Origin of the sequence: Caulobacter flavus, assembly GCF_003722335.1 — a bacterium.
Classification (GTDB): Bacteria; Pseudomonadota; Alphaproteobacteria; order Caulobacterales; family Caulobacteraceae; genus Caulobacter; species Caulobacter flavus.
Window position 1 is genome coordinate 2,649,433 of sequence record NZ_CP026100.1, and the last position, 18,470, is coordinate 2,667,902.

Annotated in this window: 16 protein-coding genes and 1 pseudogene; 5 read left to right on the plus strand and 12 right to left on the minus strand. The window is 69.8% G+C overall.

From position 1 onward, the window contains the following. The first annotated feature begins 78 nt into the window (after positions 1-78). Together murC and murB are read left to right on the plus strand one after the other, a co-directional pair. Complete coding sequence (gene murC / locus C1707_RS12230; RefSeq protein ID WP_101712608.1) at positions 79-1,497, plus strand: UDP-N-acetylmuramate--L-alanine ligase; 1,419 nt, start codon at positions 79-81, stop codon at positions 1,495-1,497. Positions 1,498-1,622: 125 nt separating this feature from the next. Next, positions 1,623-2,549 carry a UDP-N-acetylmuramate dehydrogenase gene (gene murB, locus C1707_RS12240; protein WP_101712609.1) on the plus strand — a complete coding sequence of 309 codons (927 nt, stop codon included), beginning with the start codon at positions 1,623-1,625 and terminating at the stop codon, positions 2,547-2,549. Between the two features lie 199 nt (positions 2,550-2,748). Here the strand turns inward: murB and C1707_RS12245 are convergent, their stop codons facing one another. The 3 genes from C1707_RS12245 to didA form a co-directional block, all read right to left on the minus strand. Further along, on the minus strand, positions 2,749-4,041 hold the full coding sequence (locus C1707_RS12245) for a dicarboxylate/amino acid:cation symporter (protein ID WP_101712610.1): 1,293 nt from the start codon (positions 4,039-4,041) through the stop codon (positions 2,749-2,751). A 124-nt stretch (positions 4,042-4,165) separates the two neighbouring features. Further along, positions 4,166-5,179: an N-acetyl-D-Glu racemase DgcA gene (dgcA, locus tag C1707_RS12250; protein ID WP_101712611.1), complete on the minus strand. Its 1,014-nt coding sequence runs from the start codon at positions 5,177-5,179 to the stop codon at positions 4,166-4,168. A gap of 40 nt (positions 5,180-5,219) precedes the next feature. Beyond that, complete coding sequence (didA, locus tag C1707_RS12255; RefSeq protein WP_101712612.1) at positions 5,220-5,444, minus strand: DNA damage-induced SOS-independent cell division inhibitor A; 225 nt, start codon at positions 5,442-5,444, stop codon at positions 5,220-5,222. Between the two features lie 114 nt (positions 5,445-5,558). On the opposite strand from didA, the gene C1707_RS12260 reads away from it, so the two are divergent. After that, positions 5,559-5,870, plus strand: a complete 312-nt coding sequence (locus C1707_RS12260; protein WP_101712613.1) for a polyhydroxyalkanoic acid system family protein — start codon at positions 5,559-5,561, stop codon at positions 5,868-5,870. 104 nt (positions 5,871-5,974) lie between these two features. Beyond that, on the plus strand, positions 5,975-6,514 hold the full coding sequence (locus tag C1707_RS12265) for a hypothetical protein (RefSeq protein WP_145998352.1): 540 nt from the start codon (positions 5,975-5,977) through the stop codon (positions 6,512-6,514). Here the strand turns inward: C1707_RS12265 and C1707_RS12270 are convergent. Both C1707_RS12270 and C1707_RS12275 read right to left on the minus strand, forming a co-directional pair. Further along, positions 6,511-6,969 (minus strand): low affinity iron permease family protein, encoded by a 459-nt coding sequence (locus C1707_RS12270; protein ID WP_101712615.1) that lies wholly within the window; start codon positions 6,967-6,969, stop codon positions 6,511-6,513. The genes C1707_RS12265 and C1707_RS12270 overlap by 4 nt on opposite strands. A gap of 49 nt (positions 6,970-7,018) precedes the next feature. Next, positions 7,019-7,432, minus strand: a complete 414-nt coding sequence (locus C1707_RS12275; RefSeq protein ID WP_101712616.1) for a DUF983 domain-containing protein — start codon at positions 7,430-7,432, stop codon at positions 7,019-7,021. A gap of 61 nt (positions 7,433-7,493) precedes the next feature. Here C1707_RS12275 and C1707_RS12280 point away from each other — a divergent pair, with 61 nt between their 5' ends. Further along, a complete protein-coding gene (locus tag C1707_RS12280) occupies positions 7,494-8,834 on the plus strand; it encodes an aminotransferase-like domain-containing protein (RefSeq protein WP_101712617.1) in 1,341 nt (446 codons plus the stop codon). Positions 8,835-8,877: 43 nt separating this feature from the next. Here the strand turns inward: C1707_RS12280 and C1707_RS12285 are convergent, their stop codons facing one another. From C1707_RS12285 to C1707_RS12315, 7 genes and pseudogenes are all read right to left on the minus strand, one after another. Further along, on the minus strand, positions 8,878-11,985 hold the full coding sequence (locus C1707_RS12285) for an efflux RND transporter permease subunit (RefSeq protein WP_101712618.1): 3,108 nt from the start codon (positions 11,983-11,985) through the stop codon (positions 8,878-8,880). A 9-nt stretch (positions 11,986-11,994) separates the two neighbouring features. After that, positions 11,995-13,131: an efflux RND transporter periplasmic adaptor subunit gene (locus tag C1707_RS12290; protein WP_240633921.1), complete on the minus strand. Its 1,137-nt coding sequence runs from the start codon at positions 13,129-13,131 to the stop codon at positions 11,995-11,997. A 96-nt stretch (positions 13,132-13,227) separates the two neighbouring features. After that, positions 13,228-13,953, minus strand: coding sequence for a FadR/GntR family transcriptional regulator (locus C1707_RS12295; RefSeq protein WP_101712619.1), 726 nt, complete (start codon positions 13,951-13,953; stop codon positions 13,228-13,230). Positions 13,954-13,970: 17 nt separating this feature from the next. After that, a pseudogene (locus tag C1707_RS12300) lies at positions 13,971-14,887 on the minus strand (SMP-30/gluconolactonase/LRE family protein). Continuing rightward, a complete protein-coding gene (locus C1707_RS12305) occupies positions 14,878-16,452 on the minus strand; it encodes a sodium/sugar symporter (protein ID WP_180896917.1) in 1,575 nt (524 codons plus the stop codon). The pseudogene C1707_RS12300 and the gene C1707_RS12305 overlap by 10 nt, the downstream one beginning before the upstream one ends. A gap of 49 nt (positions 16,453-16,501) precedes the next feature. Next, complete coding sequence (locus C1707_RS12310) at positions 16,502-17,122, minus strand: 2-dehydro-3-deoxy-6-phosphogalactonate aldolase (protein ID WP_101712677.1); 621 nt, start codon at positions 17,120-17,122, stop codon at positions 16,502-16,504. After that, entirely contained in the window at positions 17,109-18,050 is a 942-nt protein-coding gene (locus tag C1707_RS12315) for a 2-dehydro-3-deoxygalactonokinase (RefSeq protein WP_101712621.1), read from the minus strand. Before C1707_RS12315 ends, C1707_RS12310 begins: the two co-directional genes overlap by 14 nt. Positions 18,051-18,470 lie beyond the last annotated feature (420 nt).

Genomic DNA, 18,470 nt, shown 5'->3' on the forward strand with positions numbered 1-18,470 from the left:
CCGCTTCGCGAGAGGGCGTGAAGGGTTTGCGTCATCGACCCCGTTCACGGCGGGCGTCAAATCGTCTAATCCGACGCGATGAACCAGCGTCGACGCCCCGTCCCCTTCGAACTCGGCCCCGTGCACTTCATCGGCATCGGCGGCATCGGCATGTCCGGCATCGCCGAGATCATGATCCGCATCGGCTACACCGTGCAGGGCAGCGATGCGAAGGCCAGCGCCAACACCGAGCGGCTCGAGAAGCTGGGCGCGCGCATCTTCGTGGGCCACGACGCGGCCAATGTCGAAGGCGCCTCGGCCATCGTCTATTCGACGGCGGTGAAGGCCGATAACCCGGAAATGGTCGCCGGCCGCGACAAGCGCCTGCCGCTGGTTCGCCGCGCCGAGATGCTGGCCGAGCTGATGCGGCTTCAGTTCTCGGTCGCCGTGGGCGGCACGCACGGCAAGACGACCACGACCTCGATGGTGGCGACCCTGCTCGACGCCGGCGGCCTGGACCCGACGGTGGTCAACGGCGGCATCATCAACGCCTACGGCACCAACGCCAAGGTCGGCGAGGGCGACTGGATCGTCGTCGAGGCCGACGAGAGCGACGGCTCGTTCCTGAAGCTGAAGTCGACGGTGGCCATCGTCACCAACATCGACGCCGAGCACCTGGACCACTGGGGCGACTTCGACGCGGTGAAGAAGGGCTTCCAGGACTTCATCGAGAACATCCCGTTCTACGGCTTCGCGGCCGTCTGCACCGATCATCCCGAAGTGCAGGCCCTGACCTCGCGCATCGAGAACCGGCGCCTGGTGACCTATGGCGCGAACCCGCAGGCCGAGGTGCGCGTCTCCAACGTCGAGATGGGCCCGGAAGGCGCGACCTTCGACATCGCCATCTCGCCGCTCGAGGGCGAGACGATCCGCTACGAAGGCCTGAAGATGCCGATGGCGGGGCACCACAACGTGCTCAACGCCACGGCCGCCGTGGCCGTGGCCCGCGAGCTGGGCGTGGACGCCGAAGCGATCCGCGCGGGCCTGGCGGCCTTCGGCGGCGTCAAGCGCCGCTTCACGACGACGGGCGTGGCGGGCGGCATCCGTGTGGTCGACGACTATGGCCACCACCCGGTCGAGATCGCCGCCGTGCTGAAGGCCGCCCGCGCCGTCTCGACGGGCAAGGTGATCGCCGTGGTTCAGCCGCACCGCTACACCCGCCTGCGCGACCTGATGACCGAGTTCTCCAGCTGCTTCAACGACGCCGACACCGTGGTCGTCGCCGACGTCTACACGGCCGGCGAGCAGCCGATCGAGGGCGTCGACCGCGACCACCTGGTCGAGGGTCTCAAGAAGTTCGGCCACCGCCGCGCCCTGCCGCTGGAAAGCCCGGCGGCCTTGCCGGCGCTGATCGCGGCCGAGGCGACCAGCGGCGACCTGGTGGTGCTGCTGGGGGCCGGCGACATCACGTCGTGGGCCTACGCCCTGCCGGGCCAGCTGGAAGCGCTGGCGAAGTAGCTTTCGTGGGGGAAGACCCCCTCAGTCGCTCCGCGACAGCTCCCCCAGAGGGGGAGCATCTGGAAAAACGATCCTCCCCCTCTGGGGGAGGTGGCCCGTAGGGCCGGAGGGGGCCTCGCAGCGCCATGACCTGGAAGACCAATCTCCCCGCCGTGCGCGGCAAGCTGCTGATCGACGAGGCCCTGGCCCCGTTCACCTGGTTCCGCGTCGGCGGGCCGGCCGACGTGGTGTTCCTGCCGGCCGACGAACAGGACCTGTCCGATTTCCTGAAGGCCCTGGACCCGGCCGTGCCGGTGATGGCCATCGGGGTGGGCTCCAACCTGCTGGTCCGCGACGGCGGCGTCGAGGGCGTGATCATCCGCCTGGGCAAGGGCTTCAACACGGTCGAGGCCCTTGGCGACAACCGCATCAGGGCCGGCAGCGCCGTGCCCGATGCCATCCTCGCCCGCAAGGCGGCCGAGGCCGGCATCGCCGGGCTGGAGTTCTATGCCGGCATCCCCGGCACGATCGGCGGCGCGGTGATCATGAACGCCGGCTGCTATGGCTCGGAGACGGTGAACGTCGTCAAGTCGGTGCGTGTGATGGACCGTTCGGGCGCGGCGCGCGAGCTTTCGGTGGACGAGCTTCACTACACCTACCGCCACAGCGCGCTGCAGGACGGCGACGCCGTGATCGTGCTCGATGCGGTCTATGAAGGGACCGCCGACGAGCCGGCCGCCATCAAGGCCCGCATGAGCGAGATCACCTCCCGCCGCGAGACAACCCAGCCGATCCGCGAGAAGACCGGCGGCTCGACCTTCAAGAACCCGCCGGGCCACTCGTCGTGGAAGCTGGTCGACGAGGCCGGCTGGCGCGGCAAGCACTTCTCCGCGAGCGGGAAAGAGGGTGGCGGGGCGATGTTCTCGCCGCTGCACAGCAACTTCCTGATCAACACCGGCGAGGCCACCGCGGCAGACCTGGAAGGCCTGGGCGACACCGTCCGCGCCGACGTTCTCGCCAAGACCGGCGTCCAGCTGGACTGGGAAATCAAGCGGATCGGCCGCCCCGCCTGACGGCGGACCCCCTCAGTCGGCTTTGCCGACAGCTCCCCCAGAGGGGGAGCATCTTCTTGGCGCGGCGCTCTTAGATCCCTCCGGGGGAGGTGGCCCGAAGGGCCAGAGGGGGGACGTTTTCAGCTTCCGCTGAGCTCATCAGCCGCTCCCCTCTCCGTCGCCTTCGGCGACACCTCTCCCACAGGGAGAGGGTCTCCAATTACACGTCCTTCTTCGACAGGTACTCCGGCACGTCGATCTCCTTTTCCCACCTGGCCACGGCCGTGGCGATCGACAGGTCGCAGGTGACGTTAGGCATTGTGCGGATCATGTCGAGGATGCGGTCGAAGGGCAGGATGAAGCCGACGATGATCGCCGTCTGGGCCGGGCCGACGCCGATCGTGGCCAGGACGGCGGCCAGCACGAACAGCGAACCCGACGGCACCGGCGCCACGCCCATGGCCACGATGGTGGTGGTCACCGCCACCAGGGCGTAGTCGGCCAGGGTCAGCGGCACGCCGAAGGCCTGTGCGGCGAACAGGGTCAGCATGGCGACGTACATCGCCGTGCCGTCCATGCCGATCGTGGCCCCAAGCGGCAGGACCGTCGACGAGATCGACGGCTTGATCCCCAGGTTCTCTTCGGCCACCCGGATCGCCACCGGCAGGGTCGCCGAGCTGGACGAGGTGGAGAAGCCGACCAGGATGGCGTCCATGCAGCCGCGATAGAACGGGATCAGCGGCAGCCAGGCGCCCAGCCGCACCACGGCGGCGTGGGTGACGAAGGTCTGGATCGCCGCGCCGATGATCACGCAGACGCCCAGCTTGGCCACGTGCAGGAAGGTCTCCGGCCCGTTCGTGCCCATGACCACGGCGATCAGGGCGAACACCCCGAACGGCGCGGCCTCCATCACGAAGCCGACGATGCGCAGCATGACCTCGCTGGCGCTGGCCAGCAGCCGGGCCACGGGCTCGCCGTCCTTGCCCGCCACGATCACCCCGGCCCCGACCAGCACGGCGAAGAAGATGATCGCCAGGGTCTCGCCTTCGGCCAGGGCCTTGATCGGATTGAGCGGCACGATGCCGATGAACAGCTCGGCCGGCGACTTGGGCGGGGCCACGGCCTGGGGAGCGGCGTTATGCAGGTCGGCCCCGACGCCGGGACCCAGCAGGCTGGCGATGGACAGGCCGATGCAGACCGCCACCAGCGTGGTCAGCACGTACATGGCGATGGTCTTGACGCCGATGCCGCCCAGCCGCTTGGCGTCGCCCAGCTGGGCCACGCCCGACGCGATGATCACGAACACTAGCGGGGCCACCATCATGCGGATCAGCCGCACGAAGATGTCGCCCATCCACTTGAGGCTGGTCGCCCCCTCGCCCCAGAAGTAGCCGACCACGGCGCCCAGCACGAGCGCGGCCAGGATCCGCTTCCACAGCGAGATCCCGAACCAGACCTGCAGCGGGTTCTTGCGGGGCGAGGGCGGCGGCGCGGCGGCGGGGGCGTCGGTCATGCCGCTGAGAGCACGGCGTTATCCGAGGCGGGTCAAGGGGGCTGCATACGCCCCGCTTTCTGAACTCCCGTCGTTCCCGCCCTTGTGGCGGGAATGACGGGAGGGAGGAGGCGAGGCTATCCCCTCAAATCCACAGTCCCTCGGCGTCCACGCCGTCCCCCCAGAACCCCGCCGTCGGCGGGGTGATCCGCCCGGCCGTCACGCGCAGGCCGCCCGGGTGGTCTTCCTTCAGCCACCAGGGCCCGTCGAGGTCGGCGAAGGCGCATTCGGCGGCCAGGTGCAGGGCGGGCGCGATGGCCAGCGACGAGGCGACCATGCAACCGGTCATCAGGGTGAAGCCCAGGTCCTTGGCCGCCCGCAGCATGGTCAGCGCCTCGGTCAGGCCGCCGGACTTGTCGAGCTTGAGGTTCACGGCCTGGTAGCGGGCGCGCAGGGCCGGCAGGTCGGCGGCGGTGTGCACCGACTCGTCGGCGCAGATCGGGAAGGGCGGCGCGTAGCCTTCGAGCGCGGCGTCCTCGCCAGCGGGCAGGGGCTGTTCGACCAGGGCGATGTTGAGGCGCGAGAGCTGGTCTTCCAGCCCGCGCAGGATGTCGAAGGTCCAGCCCTCGTTGGGGTCGACGATCAGGGCGGCGGCGGGCGCGGCCTGGGCCACGGCGGCGAGGCGAGCGGCGGGGTCTTCGGCCGACAGCTTGACCTTGATCAGCGGCGCGTCGGCGACCTTGCGGGCCGCCTCGGCCATGGCGTCCGGCGTGTCCAGGCTGACGGTGACGGCGGTGACCAGCGAGGGCGGGACGGCAAGGCCGGTGGCCGCCGCCACCGAGACGCCGGACGCCTTGGCCCGCAAGTCCCAGATCGCGCAGTCCAGGGCGTTGCGCGCGGCGCCGGCCGGCAGCAGGGCCAGGGCCTCGGCGAGATCGCCGCCCGTGGCGATCAGGCGGGCGGCGGGGGCCAGCTGCGCCTCGACGGCCTGCACGGTCTCGCCGTAGCGGGCATAGGGCACGCTCTCGCCCCGGCCGATGTGGCCGCCCTCGGCGATCTCGACCACCACCACGGCGGCGGCGGTCTTGACCCCCCGCGAGATGCGGAACGGCGCGGCGAGCGGATGGCTGACGGGGCGAACGGCGACGAGACGGCTCATGCCCCTGGCTTGGCGCCGTTCGAAGCGTTTGGCGAGAGGATCAGCGCTTGCCCAGGCGGGGCAGGGGCGAGTCGGCGCGGCGTTCGGCCATGACCCGAAGGGCCAGGCGCGGACGGATCACGAAGAGGCCGGCCCAGACCAGCAGCACGCCGGCGTAGGTGACCGAGCCCCACACCCCGGCCGGACGGCCCGGGCGGGCCACGCGCACGCGGCGGGCGGTGCGGACGGGAGCGTCGAAGAACTGGGTCATGGCGATGTCGGTCATGGCTTCCTCCGTGGACGCTCGGACCCTGAGCCACCGGTGCGTCAGAACCGGACGTATAGCCGAACGCCTCGCGCATCCTTATGTCAGGGGCGCAACACGCCTATCGGAGTTCCCATGTCGAAGCCCGTCACCATCAACATCCCGCACGAACTCGGCGTGGCCGAGGCCAAGCGCCGGATCGAGAACGGCTTCGAGCAGCTGGGCGCCCAGATCCCCGGCGGCCTGGCCAACGTCACCAAGGCCTGGCGCGACGACGTGCTGGACTTCTCGGCCCTGGTCATGGGCCAGGCCATCACCGGCAAGCTGAACGTGGCGGCCAACGTGGTGATCGTCGAGGTCGTGCTGCCGGGCCTCCTTGGCATGATCGCCGGCAAGATCACCGGCCAGGTCAAGAAGCAGGGAACGCTGCTGCTGGAGAAGAAGTAGGCCGCCGGCCTGCACCGAATATCCACGCGGCCTCCATCGGCGTTCCTGATCCGATGAGGCATGCTCCTCGTCATGGCTGATGGAGCGGTGCGATGGGTGCGTCCGTGAAGGGAAGAACCGTGAGGGTGGTCGGCTGGGGGCTGGCGGCGCTGCTGCTGGCCGCGCCCTGGCTGGCCATGCGGGTCACCGACGAGGTGGCCTGGAGCGCGGGGGACTTCGCCCTGTTCGCCGCGATGCTGGGCGGGGCCGGCCTGACGCTGGAACTAGCGGCGATGCGCAGTCGCGACCTGGCCTATCGGGCGGGGGCGGTGCTCGCCGTCGGCGCGGCCTTCCTGATGGTCTGGGCCTGCCTGGCGGTCGGGATCGTCGGCGGCGAGGGCGACCCGATCAACCTGGCCTATCCCGGCGTCGTGGTCCTGGGTCTGGCGGCGGCCGCCTTGGGACGCTTTCGGGCCTCCGGGCTCTCGCGGGCCATGTTGGTCGTCGCCGCGGCCCTGGTCGCCGTCGCCGTGTTCGCTTTGGCGCGGGGCGCGGGCGGACCGCCGGGCGAGACGACCGCGATCCTGGTCGCCCACGGCGTGTTCGCCGGGCTCTTCCTGGGCGCGTCGCTACTGTTTGGCCTGGCCGCGCGGCGGGGCGGCTAGCGCTTGGCCCTGGCCGGCGCGCGCCTACGTGGCGCGGGCTTGCTGTCCAATTCGCCCTTGCCGTGCCGCTCACGCAATGCCGTCACCTTCTCCAGCCGGTTGTGAGCCAGGTCGGCGGCCTTCTTGCAGCGGGCGTGGAGCGCATCCAGCTCCTTTTTCGACAGCTTCTCGATGCCGACGAAGTCGTTGTCGGCGGTCGACGACAAGATCAGTTCGTCGAGCTTGGTCTGAAGCGCCTCGCTATCGCGGTTCTGGGTGTTCTGGATCAGGAACACCATCAGGAAGGTGATGATGGTCGTGCCGGTGTTGATCACCAGCTGCCAGGTCTCGGAGAACTTGAAGATCGGACCGGACGCCGCCCACAGGATCACCAGCGCCAGGCACGCCAGGAAGGTCGCCGGCTTGCCGGCGGCGAGGGCGGTGGCGTTGGCGAACCTGGCGAAGAACTTGTCCAAGGGCGGGCTCCGGCGATCCTGACGGAAACGCCAAAGCCCCCGTTCGTGTTCAGAGCCGTCGCGGATCGTGGTCGTGCCGTCCCAGGCTCTCGAACTTGCCTTCCTCGGCCTTGTTGACGAACTGCGAGGCCACCAGCCAGGCCTTCACCGGACGCAGGGTGGCCAGGCAGCCGAGGATCATGGCCGGGAACACGGTCACGAAATGCACCCAGATCGGCGGGCGATAGACCACCTCGACCCAGGCGAAGACGAAGGTCACCAGTATGCCGACGCCGCTCATCACGAAGAAGGCCGGGCCGTCGGCCGGCTCGGCGAAGCCGTAGTCCAGGCCACAGTGGTCGCAGGCCGGGGCGAGCGCCAGGAAGCCCTTGAACAGCTTGCCCTCGCCGCAGCGCGGGCAGCGCTGGCGAAAGCCGCTGACGATGGGCGAGGGCGGGTCGAAAAACTCGTGTCCGGGCGTCATGACCCCTACCTACAATCCGAGAATTGATCCATACATTCCCGTATAAATGTATGGATCAATGATGGGTGACGCAAGAGAAGGCGGCTTTCCAGCGGGCGCCGCGTGGCTGCGGCGCGTGGCCGCGGGCGAGGGGCCGATCTATCGCCGGGTGTTCGAGGCCCTGCGGGCGGCGGTCGCCGACGGCGAGCTGTCGCCCGGCGACCAGCTGCCGCCCCAGCGGACGGTCGCCGGCCTGCTGGAGGTCGACTTCACCACCGTCACCCGCGCCTACGCCCTGGCGCGCGAGCACGGGCTGGTCGAGGGCGCGACCGGGCGCGGCACGTTCGTGCGCCGGCGGGCGGGCGAGGAGGAGGCCGGTCTCGTCGACCTGTCGATGAACCTGCCGCCGCCGCCCGAGGGGCTGTCGCTGGCCGCGCTGCTGCGCGAGACGACGGCGGCCGTGCTGGCCCGCACCGATCCGGCGACGCTGATGGCCTATCACGCCGGCGCGGGCTCTCTGGCTCAGAGGGCGGCCGGGGCGGCGTGGCTGGTGCCGGGCCAGGGATCGGTGGACCCCGAGCGGGTGGTGGTCTGCGCGGGAGCCCAGGCGGCGCTCTCCGCGATCCTGGCCCTGGAGACCGCGCCGGGCGACGCCGTGGTCGTCGAGGCCCTGACCTACCCCGGCTTGCTGGCGGCCCTGGCCGCGCGCGGCGTCCGCGCCGTCGCCTGCCCGATGGACGCCGAGGGGATGATCCCCGGGGCCCTGGCCGCGCAACTGGCCGCCAGCCGCGCGCGGTTGGTGGTGCTCACCCCCACCTGGCAGAACCCTACCACGGCGACGATGGGCGCGGAGCGACGTGCGGCGGTGGTCGAAGCCTGCGCGAGGGCCGGCGCCCGTATCGTCGAGGACGACGCCTACGGCCGGCTGCCCGAAGCCTCGCCGACGGCCCTGGCGGCGCTGGCGCCCAAGCGGACATGGCGCGTGGCCACCCTGGCCAAGGCCCTGACGCCGGGCTTGCGCATCGCCTATGTCGCCGCGCCCGATCCCGAGGCGGCGGGTCGTCTGGCCGCCGCCGGCCACGCCCTGTGCCAGATGCCGGCGCCGCTGATGGCGGCCGTGGCCGCGGCCTGGATCCGCGACGGCGCTGCGCAGGCGATCCTGGCGGGCGTTCGCGCCGAGGCGGTGGCCCGACGGGCCTTGGCCGCCGAGATCCTGCCGCGGGCCGTCGGGCCCGAAGGCTGCCTGCATGTCTGGCTCGAGCGGGCGGCGGGCGGTTCGCCCGAGGGGCTGTCGCTGGCGCCGGCCACGCTGTTCGCCGCTCCGGGCGTCGCGGCCGAGGGGGCGCGGCTGTCGCTGGGCGCGCCGGGCAAGCGGGCGGTGCTGGCCTCGGCCCTGCGGCGGGTGGCGGCCTCGCTGACCTGAGGCGCACGAAAAAGGGGCGGACCCGAAAGTCCGCCCCTGATCGTCAGTCCCGGCTGACCAGCACCGGTTCTTCCTGGTGCGGCCCGTGGGCCGGGTGGTGGTGGGAGTGGTGGAAGAACCGCCCCAGCAGCCCGTTCGACCAGTTCTTCAGCTGGTCCATGAACACGAACACCACCGGGATGTAGAGCAGCGACAGGAAGGTCGAGGTGATCAGGCCGCCGATGACGGTGATCGCCATCGGGGCCCGGAACTCGACGTCGGCGCCGAAGCCGACGGCCACCGGCACCATGCCCGCGCCCATGGCCACGGTGGTCATCAGGATCGGACGGGCCCGCTTGTGGGCCGCGTCGAGCAGGGCCTCGCGCCGGGTCATCTTGCCGTCCTTCATCGCCATGATCGCGTACTCGACCAGCAGGATCGAGTTCTTGGCGGCGATGCCCATCAGCATCAGGATGCCGATCAGGCTCGACATCGAGAAGCTGCTGTTGACCAGCTTAAGCAGGGCGAAGGCGCCGCCGATGGCCAGGGGCAGGGCGGCCATGATGGTCACCGGGTGGGCGAAGCTGCGGAACAGCAGCACCAGCACGACGTACATCAGCAGCAGGCCGGTGAAGAGCGCCATGGCGAAGCCCGTGGCCATCTCGGCCATGAACTCGGCGTCGCCCGCCGCCACCTCCTTCACGCCGGGCGGCAGTTCCTTGACCGTGCTGAGGGCGTGGACCCGCTTGCCCGCCTCGCCGACCACGATGCCGTCGAGTTCGGCGGTGATCTCGGCGACGCGCGAGCGGTCCTGGCGGCTGATCTGCGAGGGGCCGGCGCCGAAGCGGATGTCGGCCACCGCGTTCAGCGGCACGGACGCGCCGGTCGACGACGGCACCTTCAGGGTCTCCAGCACCGACAGGTCCTCGAGCGCGTTCTGCGTCAGGCGCAGGCGGATCGGCACCTGGCGGTCGCCCAGATTGTACTTGGGCAGCGACTGGTCGATGTCGCCGATGGTCGCCACCCGCACGGCCTGCGAGATCGCGCCGGCCGAGACGCCCATGCGGGCGGCCTGGTCGGGACGCGGGGTGACGATGATCTCCGGACGGGCGATCGAGGCGGTGTTGACCACGTTGGCCAGGCCCGGGACCGTGCGCATCTGCGCCTCGACCCTGCGGGCGGCCGCTTCCAGTTCCGGACCGTCGTCGCCGACCAGGCGCAGGGTGTAGCTGCCGCCGTCGCCGGGGCCGCCGCCGCTGTTGTTGCCCGCGCCGATGCGCGCGCCGGGGATGGCCTTGAACTGGTCGACCATCATGCGGCTGAACTGCTGCTGGTTCATCCGCTCGCCCTTCGGCACGAGGTCGGCGGTGATCCGCGCCTTGTTGACCCCGTCGTTGCCGACCGAGGCGTAGACGCTCTTGACCTCCGGACGGGCCTTCAGCTCGCGGGTGACGCGCTCGGCGACGGCGTCGGTCTCGTCCAGCGTCGCGCCGGGCGGCAGCTCGATCGAGAACGGCGCGCGACCGCGGTCGGCCGCCGGCTGGAACTCGAACGGCAGGCTCATGGCCAGCAGCACCGAGCCGATGAAGATGGGGATCGCCATCAGGGCGACCTTCCACTTGTTGTTCAGGCCCCAGCCCAGGGCTTTCAAGTAGCCGTCCATCCAGAAGGGGTCGGTGTCGGGCTTGTGGTGGGGCTTGAGCATGTAGGCGCCCATCAGCGGCGTCAGCATGCGGGCGACCAGCAGCGAGAACAGCACCGAGACGCAGGCGGCCAGGGCGAAGGCCTTGAAGAACTGGCCGATGATGCCGGGCATGAAGCCGGTGGGCGCGAACACCGCGACGATGGTGAAGGTGGTGGCCACCACGGCCAGGCCGATCTCGTCGGCGGCCTCCATCGCCGCGTTGTAGGGCGACTTGCCGCCGCGCATGTGGCGGACGATGTTCTCGATCTCGACGATGGCGTCGTCGACCAGGATGCCCACGGTCAGCGACAGCGCCAGCAGGGTGACGCCGTTCAGCGACTGACCCAGCGGCGCCATGACCGCGAAGGTCGGCAGCAGCGACAGCGGGATGGCCACGGCCGCCAGGAAGGTGGCGCGCCAGTCGCGCAGGAACAGCAGCACCACCAGCACGGCCAGCACCGCGCCCAGGATCAGGGCCTCCATCGACGCCCAGTAGCTTTCCTCGATGTACTTCACGTTCGAGGTGATTTCCTGGATCGTCAGCTCGGGATGCTCCTTGTCGAGCTTCTCGATCGCGTGGCGCACCTTCTCGGCGACCTTGACCTCGCTGGCGCCGCGCGAGCGGACCATGTTGAAGGTCACGACTTCCTGGTTGTCGAAGCGGGCGCGGTTGCGCGGCTCGGCCCAGCGGTCGGTGACCTCGCCCAGGTCGCCCAGGCGCACGGTGCCGCCCGACGGCAGCTGGATGCGGGTCTCGCGCAGTTGCTCCACCGAGCCGGCCGCGCCCAGGGTGCGGATGGCGCGCTCGGAGCCCGAGACCGTCACCCGGCCGCCCGGCAGGTCGGCGTTGGTGCTGGCCAGGGCCTGGCTGACGGCGGCGGCGGTGACGCCGCGCGACGACAGGCGGTCGGGGTCGAGCGCGACCTGGATCTCGCGGCTGACGCCGCCCAGGCGGTTGACCTCGCCGATGCCGCGGATCGCCAGCAGGGTGCGGGCCACGTCGTTGTCGACGAACCAGCTGCGCTGCTCGGGCGACAGGCCGGGGGCCTGGACGACATAGGTGATCAGCGGGTCGCCCGAGATGTCGATGCGGGTGACGTTGGGGATCTGCATGTCCTGCGGCAGGGAGGACTGCAGGTTGGACATGGCGTTGCGCACGTCATTGGTGACGCGCTCGTGGTCGACGCCCAGCTCGAACTCGATGAAGGTCGAGGAGAAGCCGTCGCCGACGGTCGAGGTGATGTGGCGCACCTGGCCCAGGCCCGCGATCGAGTCCTCGATCAGGCGGGTGACCTGGGTTTCCAGTTCGCTGGGCGCGGCGCCCGGACGCGAGGCCGACACCACCACCAGGGGCAGGTCGACGTCGGGGTTGTTGTTGATCCGCATGCTGTTGAAGCCGACGATGCCGGCGATCGTCAGCATGACGAACAGCATTAGGACGGGGATCGGGTTCTTGATCGCCCAGCGCGAGATGTTGTTGGTGTCCATCGCCGGTCCCTAGCGCTTGGCGGCGGCCAGGGTGGGGGCGGGCTTGTGCACCGCCACCCGCACCGCGTCGCCATCGCCGAGGAAGCCGGCGCCGTCCACGATGATGTCTTCGCCGGCCGAGACGCCGGACACGGCGGTGATGTCGCCGGTGCGGGCCACGATGCCGACCTTGCGGAACTGGGCCTTCTTGTTGCGGTCGACCAGGAATACGCCCGGCTGGTTCTGGCGGTAGAGGATCGCGGCGCTGGGCACCACGGGCGAGGCCTGGTCGCCGGCCTGGATCTGGGCGCGGGCGAACATCCCCGGGCGGAAGGCGCCCATCGAGGTCAGGGCGATGCGGGCGACGCCAAGCCGGGTCTGGGGATCGACCTCGGAGGTGACGATGCGCACCGCGCCGTCGGCCTGGCCGACCTGTTCGGAGGTGATGCTGGCGGGCATGCCGGCCTTGACGACGCCCAGATCGGTCTCGGGCAGTTCGGCGTCGAGCTCCATGCGGCCGTCGCGGACGATGCGGAACAGCTCGCTGCCGGCGTTGACGATCTGGCCCTTGGTGACGCTGCGGCGGACGATCAGGCCCGAGACGGGCGCGCGGATCGAGGCCTGGGCCACGCGGGCGGCGGTTTCGCCGCGGGCCGCTTCGGCGGCGGCGACCTGGGCGGCGGCCGTGGCCTGGCGGGCGGTGGCGGTGTCGAGAGAGGCCTGCGACAGGAAGCCCTTGGCCAGCAGCTCGCGCGAGCGCTTCAGCGAGGCCTCGGCCTCGGCGAGGGTGGCGCGGGCGCTGGCCACCGACGCCTCCTGCTGGCGCAGCTGGGCGCGCAGCAGCGTGTCGTTCAGCGCGACCAGCACCTGGCCCTGGCGGACGAACTGGCCTTCCTCGGCGTTGACGGCGGTGGCGGTCAGGCCGCCGGTCTCGGCGCCCACCGGCACCTCTTCCCAGGCCGAGATGGTGCCCGAGGCGTTGATGACGCGCGGCAGCGGCAGGACGGCGACGGGTGCGACGCTGACGGTCTGGGCGGCGACGGGCTTCTTGGCCTTGGCCTCGGCCTTCTTGTCCTTGCCGCAGGCGGAAAGGCCGGCGGCGCAGACCGTCAGAACCAGGGCCAGCGCCGTCGTGCGCCCGATGGACCCCTTAAACCCGTAACCCACGACACGCCCCTTTTTGCGTCAGATTCCCAGCAGGGACTTCTAGACGAGAAACGGGGTTCGACGAGTTAAATCGGGGTAAGGCGCGGCGACCGGGGGTCAGGCTTCCTTGCGCGTCGCCTGAGCGTCGTTGGTCGATGCCGCGCGGATCAGTTCCAGCACGTCGACGATGATCGCCTGCATGGCGGTCTGGGCCGCCACGGCGTCGCGGGCGATGATCGCGTTGGCCACGTCCTCGTGCGACGGGATCGAGGCGGTGCGGCCCTTGATGCGGTTGGTGAAACGGATCGAGATCCGCAGCGCCGTGTTCACCAGCTCGTGCAGCTCGCTGTAGAACGGGTTCTTGGTCGCGTTCAGGATCGAGATGTGGAAGGCGATGTCCGAGGCGAGGGGGTCGTCCTCGCCGTCGGCGGCGGCCTTCATGCGGGCCAGACCCTTGCGGATGGCGTCGAGGCCCGCCTCGTCGGCGTTGCGGGCGGCCAGGGCCGCGGCGGCGGGCTCGATGCCCAGACGCATCTCGGTGAAGTCCGAAAGCAGCTTGAGCGAGAACTTGCGCTCGAGCAGCCAGCGCAGGACGTCGGGATCGAGCAGGTTCCAGTTGGCCTCCGGCTCGACCACCGTGCCGTGGCGCGGACGGGCGCTGAGCAGGCCCTTGGCGGTGAGCATCTTCACCGCCTCGCGCGTGACCGTGCGGCTGGCCCCGAACTTCTTCGACAGTTCGCCTTCGGTGGGAAAGCCCACCTCGACGTACTCGCCGGTGACGATGGCCTGACCAAGCGATTCCACGAGGCCGTAGGTGAGGCTCAGTCCAGGCTGGGTGCGCATCGCCAAAGTCTTCTTTTCTATACGTTGGACGCGAAACGAATCGCCCCTGTGTATCGTGGTTCGGGCAGACCCGGAACGGTCACGTCATACGCGAATACATCGCCAGCGTGCGGTTGTCTGACCAATTCGTCGTCCGACAGCTCGTCGCGCGCCGAAGTGACGAAAAGCGTGCGCAGGTCGTCGCCGCCGAAGGCGACGCAGGTCGGCTGGCTGGCCGGCACGCGCAGGGTCTGCAGCACGCGGCCGTCGGGGGCGTGGCGCACCACGGTTCCGGCCGCCCAGCGGGCGCTCCACAGACAGCCTTCGGCGTCGACCGTGGCGCCGTCGGGATAGCCGTCGGTCACCTGCGCGAAGACGCGTCGGTTGCTCAGCGTCCCGTCCTCGTCCAGGTCGAAGGCGAAGATGGTCTGCAGCGGACTGTCGGAGAAATAGGCCGTCTTGCCGTCGGGGCTGAACGCCAGGCCGTTGGCGATCTGCACGCCGCCGAAATGCGGGGCGAAGTCGCCGGCGTGGTCCAGGCGCCAGACGCTGGCTTCGGCGCGATGGCGGATGGCCTCGTCCTCGACCATGGTCCCGGCCCAGAAGCGGCCGGCGCGGTCGACGCGGCCGTCGTTGAAGCGGCGGCCGTTGGCGTCGGCCTCGACGCGGTGCAGCCAGGCGACGTCGCCGCTGGAAAGATCAAAGAGGCCAAGGCCCGTCTCGAAGGCGGCGACCACGCGGCTGCTCTCGTCGGGCAGCAGGGCGATCGAGCCGATGCGCTCGGGGCGGCGAAGGTCTCGACCGCGCCGGTGGCGGGGGCGAAGGCGCGCAGGCGGCGGCTCTGGATGTCGGTCCACAGCAGGCGGCCGGCGTGGACGTCCCACACCGGCCCCTCGCCGAGCACGTCGCCGGCCGCGATGATCGCGGCCGGCTGTTGGCTGGAGATCACCACCACGTGGCGTACAGCGCGATCAGGATGATGATCACGCCCAGGCCGGCGATGTTGAAGCCGGTGGTGGTCTTGTAGGAGATGCCGTCGAGGCTGACGACATTGACGTCCTTCTTCTGCGGGGCGACCAGCGAGACGACCACGGCCGCGGCCAGGGTCAGCAGGAAGACGACGCCGACGCGGTTCATGAACGGCATCGTGAAGATCGCCTGCTCCTGCAACTGCCAGAAGATCGCCGACAGGATGGCCGAGCCGATGGCGGCCGTGAGGGCGCCGGCGGTCGTGGCCTTCTTCCAGAACATGCCCAGGATGAAGATCACCACGATCCCCGGCGTGAAGAAGCCGGTGAATTCCTGGATGAACTGGAAGGCCTGCTCGGCGCCGCCCAGCAGCGGCTTGGCGGTCAGGATGCCGATGATCACGGCCACGACGGCGGTGACGCGGCCCACCAGCACCAGGTGCTGTTCGCTGTTGCCCGGCTTGAGCTTGGCGTAGAGGTCGAGGGTGAAGATGGTGGCGATCGAGTTGATCTTGGCCGCCAGCGACGCGACGATCGCGGCCACCAGGGCGGCGAACACCAGGCCCAGCAGGCCGGGCGGCAGCAGCTTCATCATCTCCGGATAGGCCTGGTCGGGCTTGATCGAGCCGGGGACCAGCACCAGGGCGGCGATGCCCGGCAGCACCACGATGACCGGCATCAGGAGCTTCAGGTAGGCGGCCAGGGCGATGCCCTTCTGGGCTTCGGGCAGGTCCTTGGCGCCCAGGGCGCGCTGGATGATGTACTGGTTGAAGCCCCAGTAGCTGATGTTCATGATCCACAGGCCGCCGAACAGGACCGACAGGCCTGGCAGGTCCTTGTAGTGCGGGCTGGCCCGGTCGAGGATCATGTCGAAGTGGTCGGGGAACTGGGTGGTCAGGTGGTGGAAGCCGGCCACGACGCCGCCGGCGCCGCCGATCTTGTCCAGCGACAGCCAGGCGATGATCAGGCCGCCGGCCACCAGCAGGGCCACCTGCACGATGTCGGTCAGGGCCACGGCCTTGAGGCCGCCCCACAGCTGGTAGGCCAGGGCGAAGACGCCGATGGCGGCGAGAGCCCACATCTGGTCCATGCCGGTCACGGTGTGCACGGCGATCGAGCCCAGCCACAGGATCGAGGTCAGGTTCACGAACACGTACAGGCCCAGCCAGAACACGGCCATGATGGTCCGCACGCTGGGGCCGTACCGCTGCTCCAGGAACTGGGGCATCGTGACGATGCCGTTCTTGATGAAAATCGGCAGGAAGAACTTGCCGACGATCAGCAGGGTCAGGGCCGCCATCCACTCATAGGAGGCGATGGCCAGGCCGATGGCGTAGCCCGAACCGCTCATGCCGATGATCTGCTCGGCCGAGATGTTGGCGGCGATCAGCGAGGCGCCGATCGCCCACCAGGGCAGGGCCTTCGACGCGAGGAAGTAGTCGGTCGAGTCCTTCTTGTGCCCGCCCTTGTCGCGGGAAACCCACTGCGCCAGGGCGAAGATCGCCACGGCGTAGATCGCCAGGATGGCGAGGTCGATGGTTGCTAGTGTCACGTGGGCTTCCCCCCTTTAGGGCTGCTCTTCGTTATGACGGTAAGACGGCTCAGCTAGCCGTCTGCGCAGTCCAGGCCGCGACCAGGGCGCGGGCCCGTTCGCCGACTTCGGCGGCGGTGTAGCCGGGGCGGTAGAGTTCGCCGCCGACGCCGATGCCGGCCACGCCGATGTCGAGCCAGGGCTTGAGGTTGGCCGCGCCGACGCCGCCGACGGCGTAGATCTCGATGTCCTTGGGCAGGACGTCGCGCACGGCCTTCAGGTGGCCCGGGCCGAACGAGCCGGCCGGATAGAGCTTCAGCGCCTTGGCGCCGGCCTTGACGGCGACGAACGCCTCGGTCGGGGTCGAGAAGCCGGGCATGACGGTCAGGCCCAGCTCGACGGCGCGCGCGATGACGTCGGCGTCGATGTTGGGGGTGACGATCAGCTTGCCGCCGACCGCGGCCACGTCGTCGACCGCCTGCGGGGTCAGGACGGTGCCGGCGCCGCACAGGGCCTTGTCGCCGTAGGCCTCGCAGAGCTTGCCGATGCTAACCAGCGGTTCGGGCGAGTTCAGCGGGATCTCGATGTAGCCGATGCCGGCGTCGACGAGGGCGCCGGCGATCTCGACGATCTCGTCGGGCTTAACGCCACGCAGGATGGCGACGATGGGCGGGGCGTCAGGCAAGGACATGGGCATCACGCGTGATTGAGGAGGAAAGGGAAGACAGGCCGGCGAGCACGGCGGCGTCGCCGTCGATCTCGAAGCTGTCGCCGCCGGCGGCCTTGATGGCCTTGGCGTAGAGGGCGTTGAGGGCCGGGGCGCCGATCAGGGCGACCTTGCCCAGCTGGCCGAACCAGCCGGCCGCGCCGGCCGCGTCGGCGCCGATCAGCAGGCCCGACAGGAAGCCCATGGCGTCGGCCTTGGGCAGGCCGTCGATCAGCTGGCGGCTGCGGGTCTCGAACAGCAGGTGCGGCAGCAGGGCCGCGCCTTTCTCGGTGATCCGCGACAGGCCCAGGTCGAAGCCTTCAGGCGTGGCGGGCGCGTCGCCGGCGGCGGCCTTGGCCAGGATCGAATGCTCGCGCAGCACGGCGAAGGTCTCGCCGACCGGGGCGGTCAGGAAGCTGGCGATCGCGCCGTCCTCGACCACGACCCACTTGGTGTGGGTGCCGGGCATGGCCAGCAGGTGGCGGCCGGTCTTGAGCTCGGGGTTCAACGCCAGGGCGCCGAGGATCTGGGTCTCCTCGCCGCGCATCACGTCGGGGCCGCCCAGCGGATTGGTGCAGGACAGGCCGGGCACGATCGACACGGTCAGGCCTTGGGCCTCCACCTTGACCAGCCGGTCGCTGATCGCCTTGGCGTCGGCGGGGCAGGGGGCGTAGGGGGCTTCGACCCAGCCGTTGCGCGATCCGACCATGCCGCACAGCAGGATGGTCTCGGGGCCGGCCTCGCGCCAGTCGCCGACCAGGTCGAGGAAGGTCTGCTCGGGCGAGGCGGTCAGCGAGCCGATGCCGGGCCCGTCGCGACGGTCCAGCACGCTCTTGCCCTGGCGCAGATAGAGGCGCAGGCGCGAGGTGCCCCAGTCGCCGAAGATGGTGATCGAGGGATCGGACGCGACCATCAGCAGGCTCCTCCGGCGCGAGCGCTTCCCGTGTGAAGCCGTACGGAGTCGTCAGGCTGCGTCATGTTCGTCCCTAAACGCGCGCCCGGCGGGAGGCTCCAAGCCGGGTCGCAAGGCATTTATAATATAATAATGACCGGTGCAAACCGCAGGGTGGTCCAGCCTCCTGCAGGTGTGGTCAGACCATTGTTTCACCTAGGAGTTTAGGGATGACAAGGGGGCGCTGTGACCGAAAAGGCGCGGCCATTCGTGGAAATGATAGCGCTATCAATTTTATCTTGATGACCATAATTATATGACTATAGCTACCAATTAGATTGTGCGGGCATTCGTCGTTCCGCACGTCACCGGCGCCGATGAGAGCGCCGGGGCGGATTAACTCACGGGGGAAGGAAACAGGCATGCGACGCCTTCATAGCT

Excerpts from the sequence above, each read along its gene's own strand:
- murC (WP_101712608.1), top strand. The coding sequence starts at position 79 with ATGAACCAGCGTCGACGCCCCGTCCCCTTCGAACTCGGCCCCGTGCAC.
- murB (WP_101712609.1), top strand. The coding sequence starts at position 1,623 with ATGACCTGGAAGACCAATCTCCCCGCCGTGCGCGGCAAGCTGCTGATC.
- C1707_RS12245 (WP_101712610.1), bottom strand. The coding sequence starts at position 4,041 with ATGACCGACGCCCCCGCCGCCGCGCCGCCGCCCTCGCCCCGCAAGAAC.
- dgcA (WP_101712611.1), bottom strand. The coding sequence starts at position 5,179 with ATGAGCCGTCTCGTCGCCGTTCGCCCCGTCAGCCATCCGCTCGCCGCG.
- didA (WP_101712612.1), bottom strand. The coding sequence starts at position 5,444 with ATGACCGACATCGCCATGACCCAGTTCTTCGACGCTCCCGTCCGCACC.
- C1707_RS12260 (WP_101712613.1), top strand. The coding sequence starts at position 5,559 with ATGTCGAAGCCCGTCACCATCAACATCCCGCACGAACTCGGCGTGGCC.
- C1707_RS12275 (WP_101712616.1), bottom strand. The coding sequence starts at position 7,432 with ATGACGCCCGGACACGAGTTTTTCGACCCGCCCTCGCCCATCGTCAGC.
- C1707_RS12280 (WP_101712617.1), top strand. The coding sequence starts at position 7,494 with ATGGGTGACGCAAGAGAAGGCGGCTTTCCAGCGGGCGCCGCGTGGCTG.
- C1707_RS12285 (WP_101712618.1), bottom strand. The coding sequence starts at position 11,985 with ATGGACACCAACAACATCTCGCGCTGGGCGATCAAGAACCCGATCCCC.
- C1707_RS12295 (WP_101712619.1), bottom strand. The coding sequence starts at position 13,953 with ATGCGCACCCAGCCTGGACTGAGCCTCACCTACGGCCTCGTGGAATCG.
- C1707_RS12310 (WP_101712677.1), bottom strand. The coding sequence starts at position 17,122 with ATGTCCTTGCCTGACGCCCCGCCCATCGTCGCCATCCTGCGTGGCGTT.
- C1707_RS12315 (WP_101712621.1), bottom strand. The coding sequence starts at position 18,050 with ATGGTCGCGTCCGATCCCTCGATCACCATCTTCGGCGACTGGGGCACC.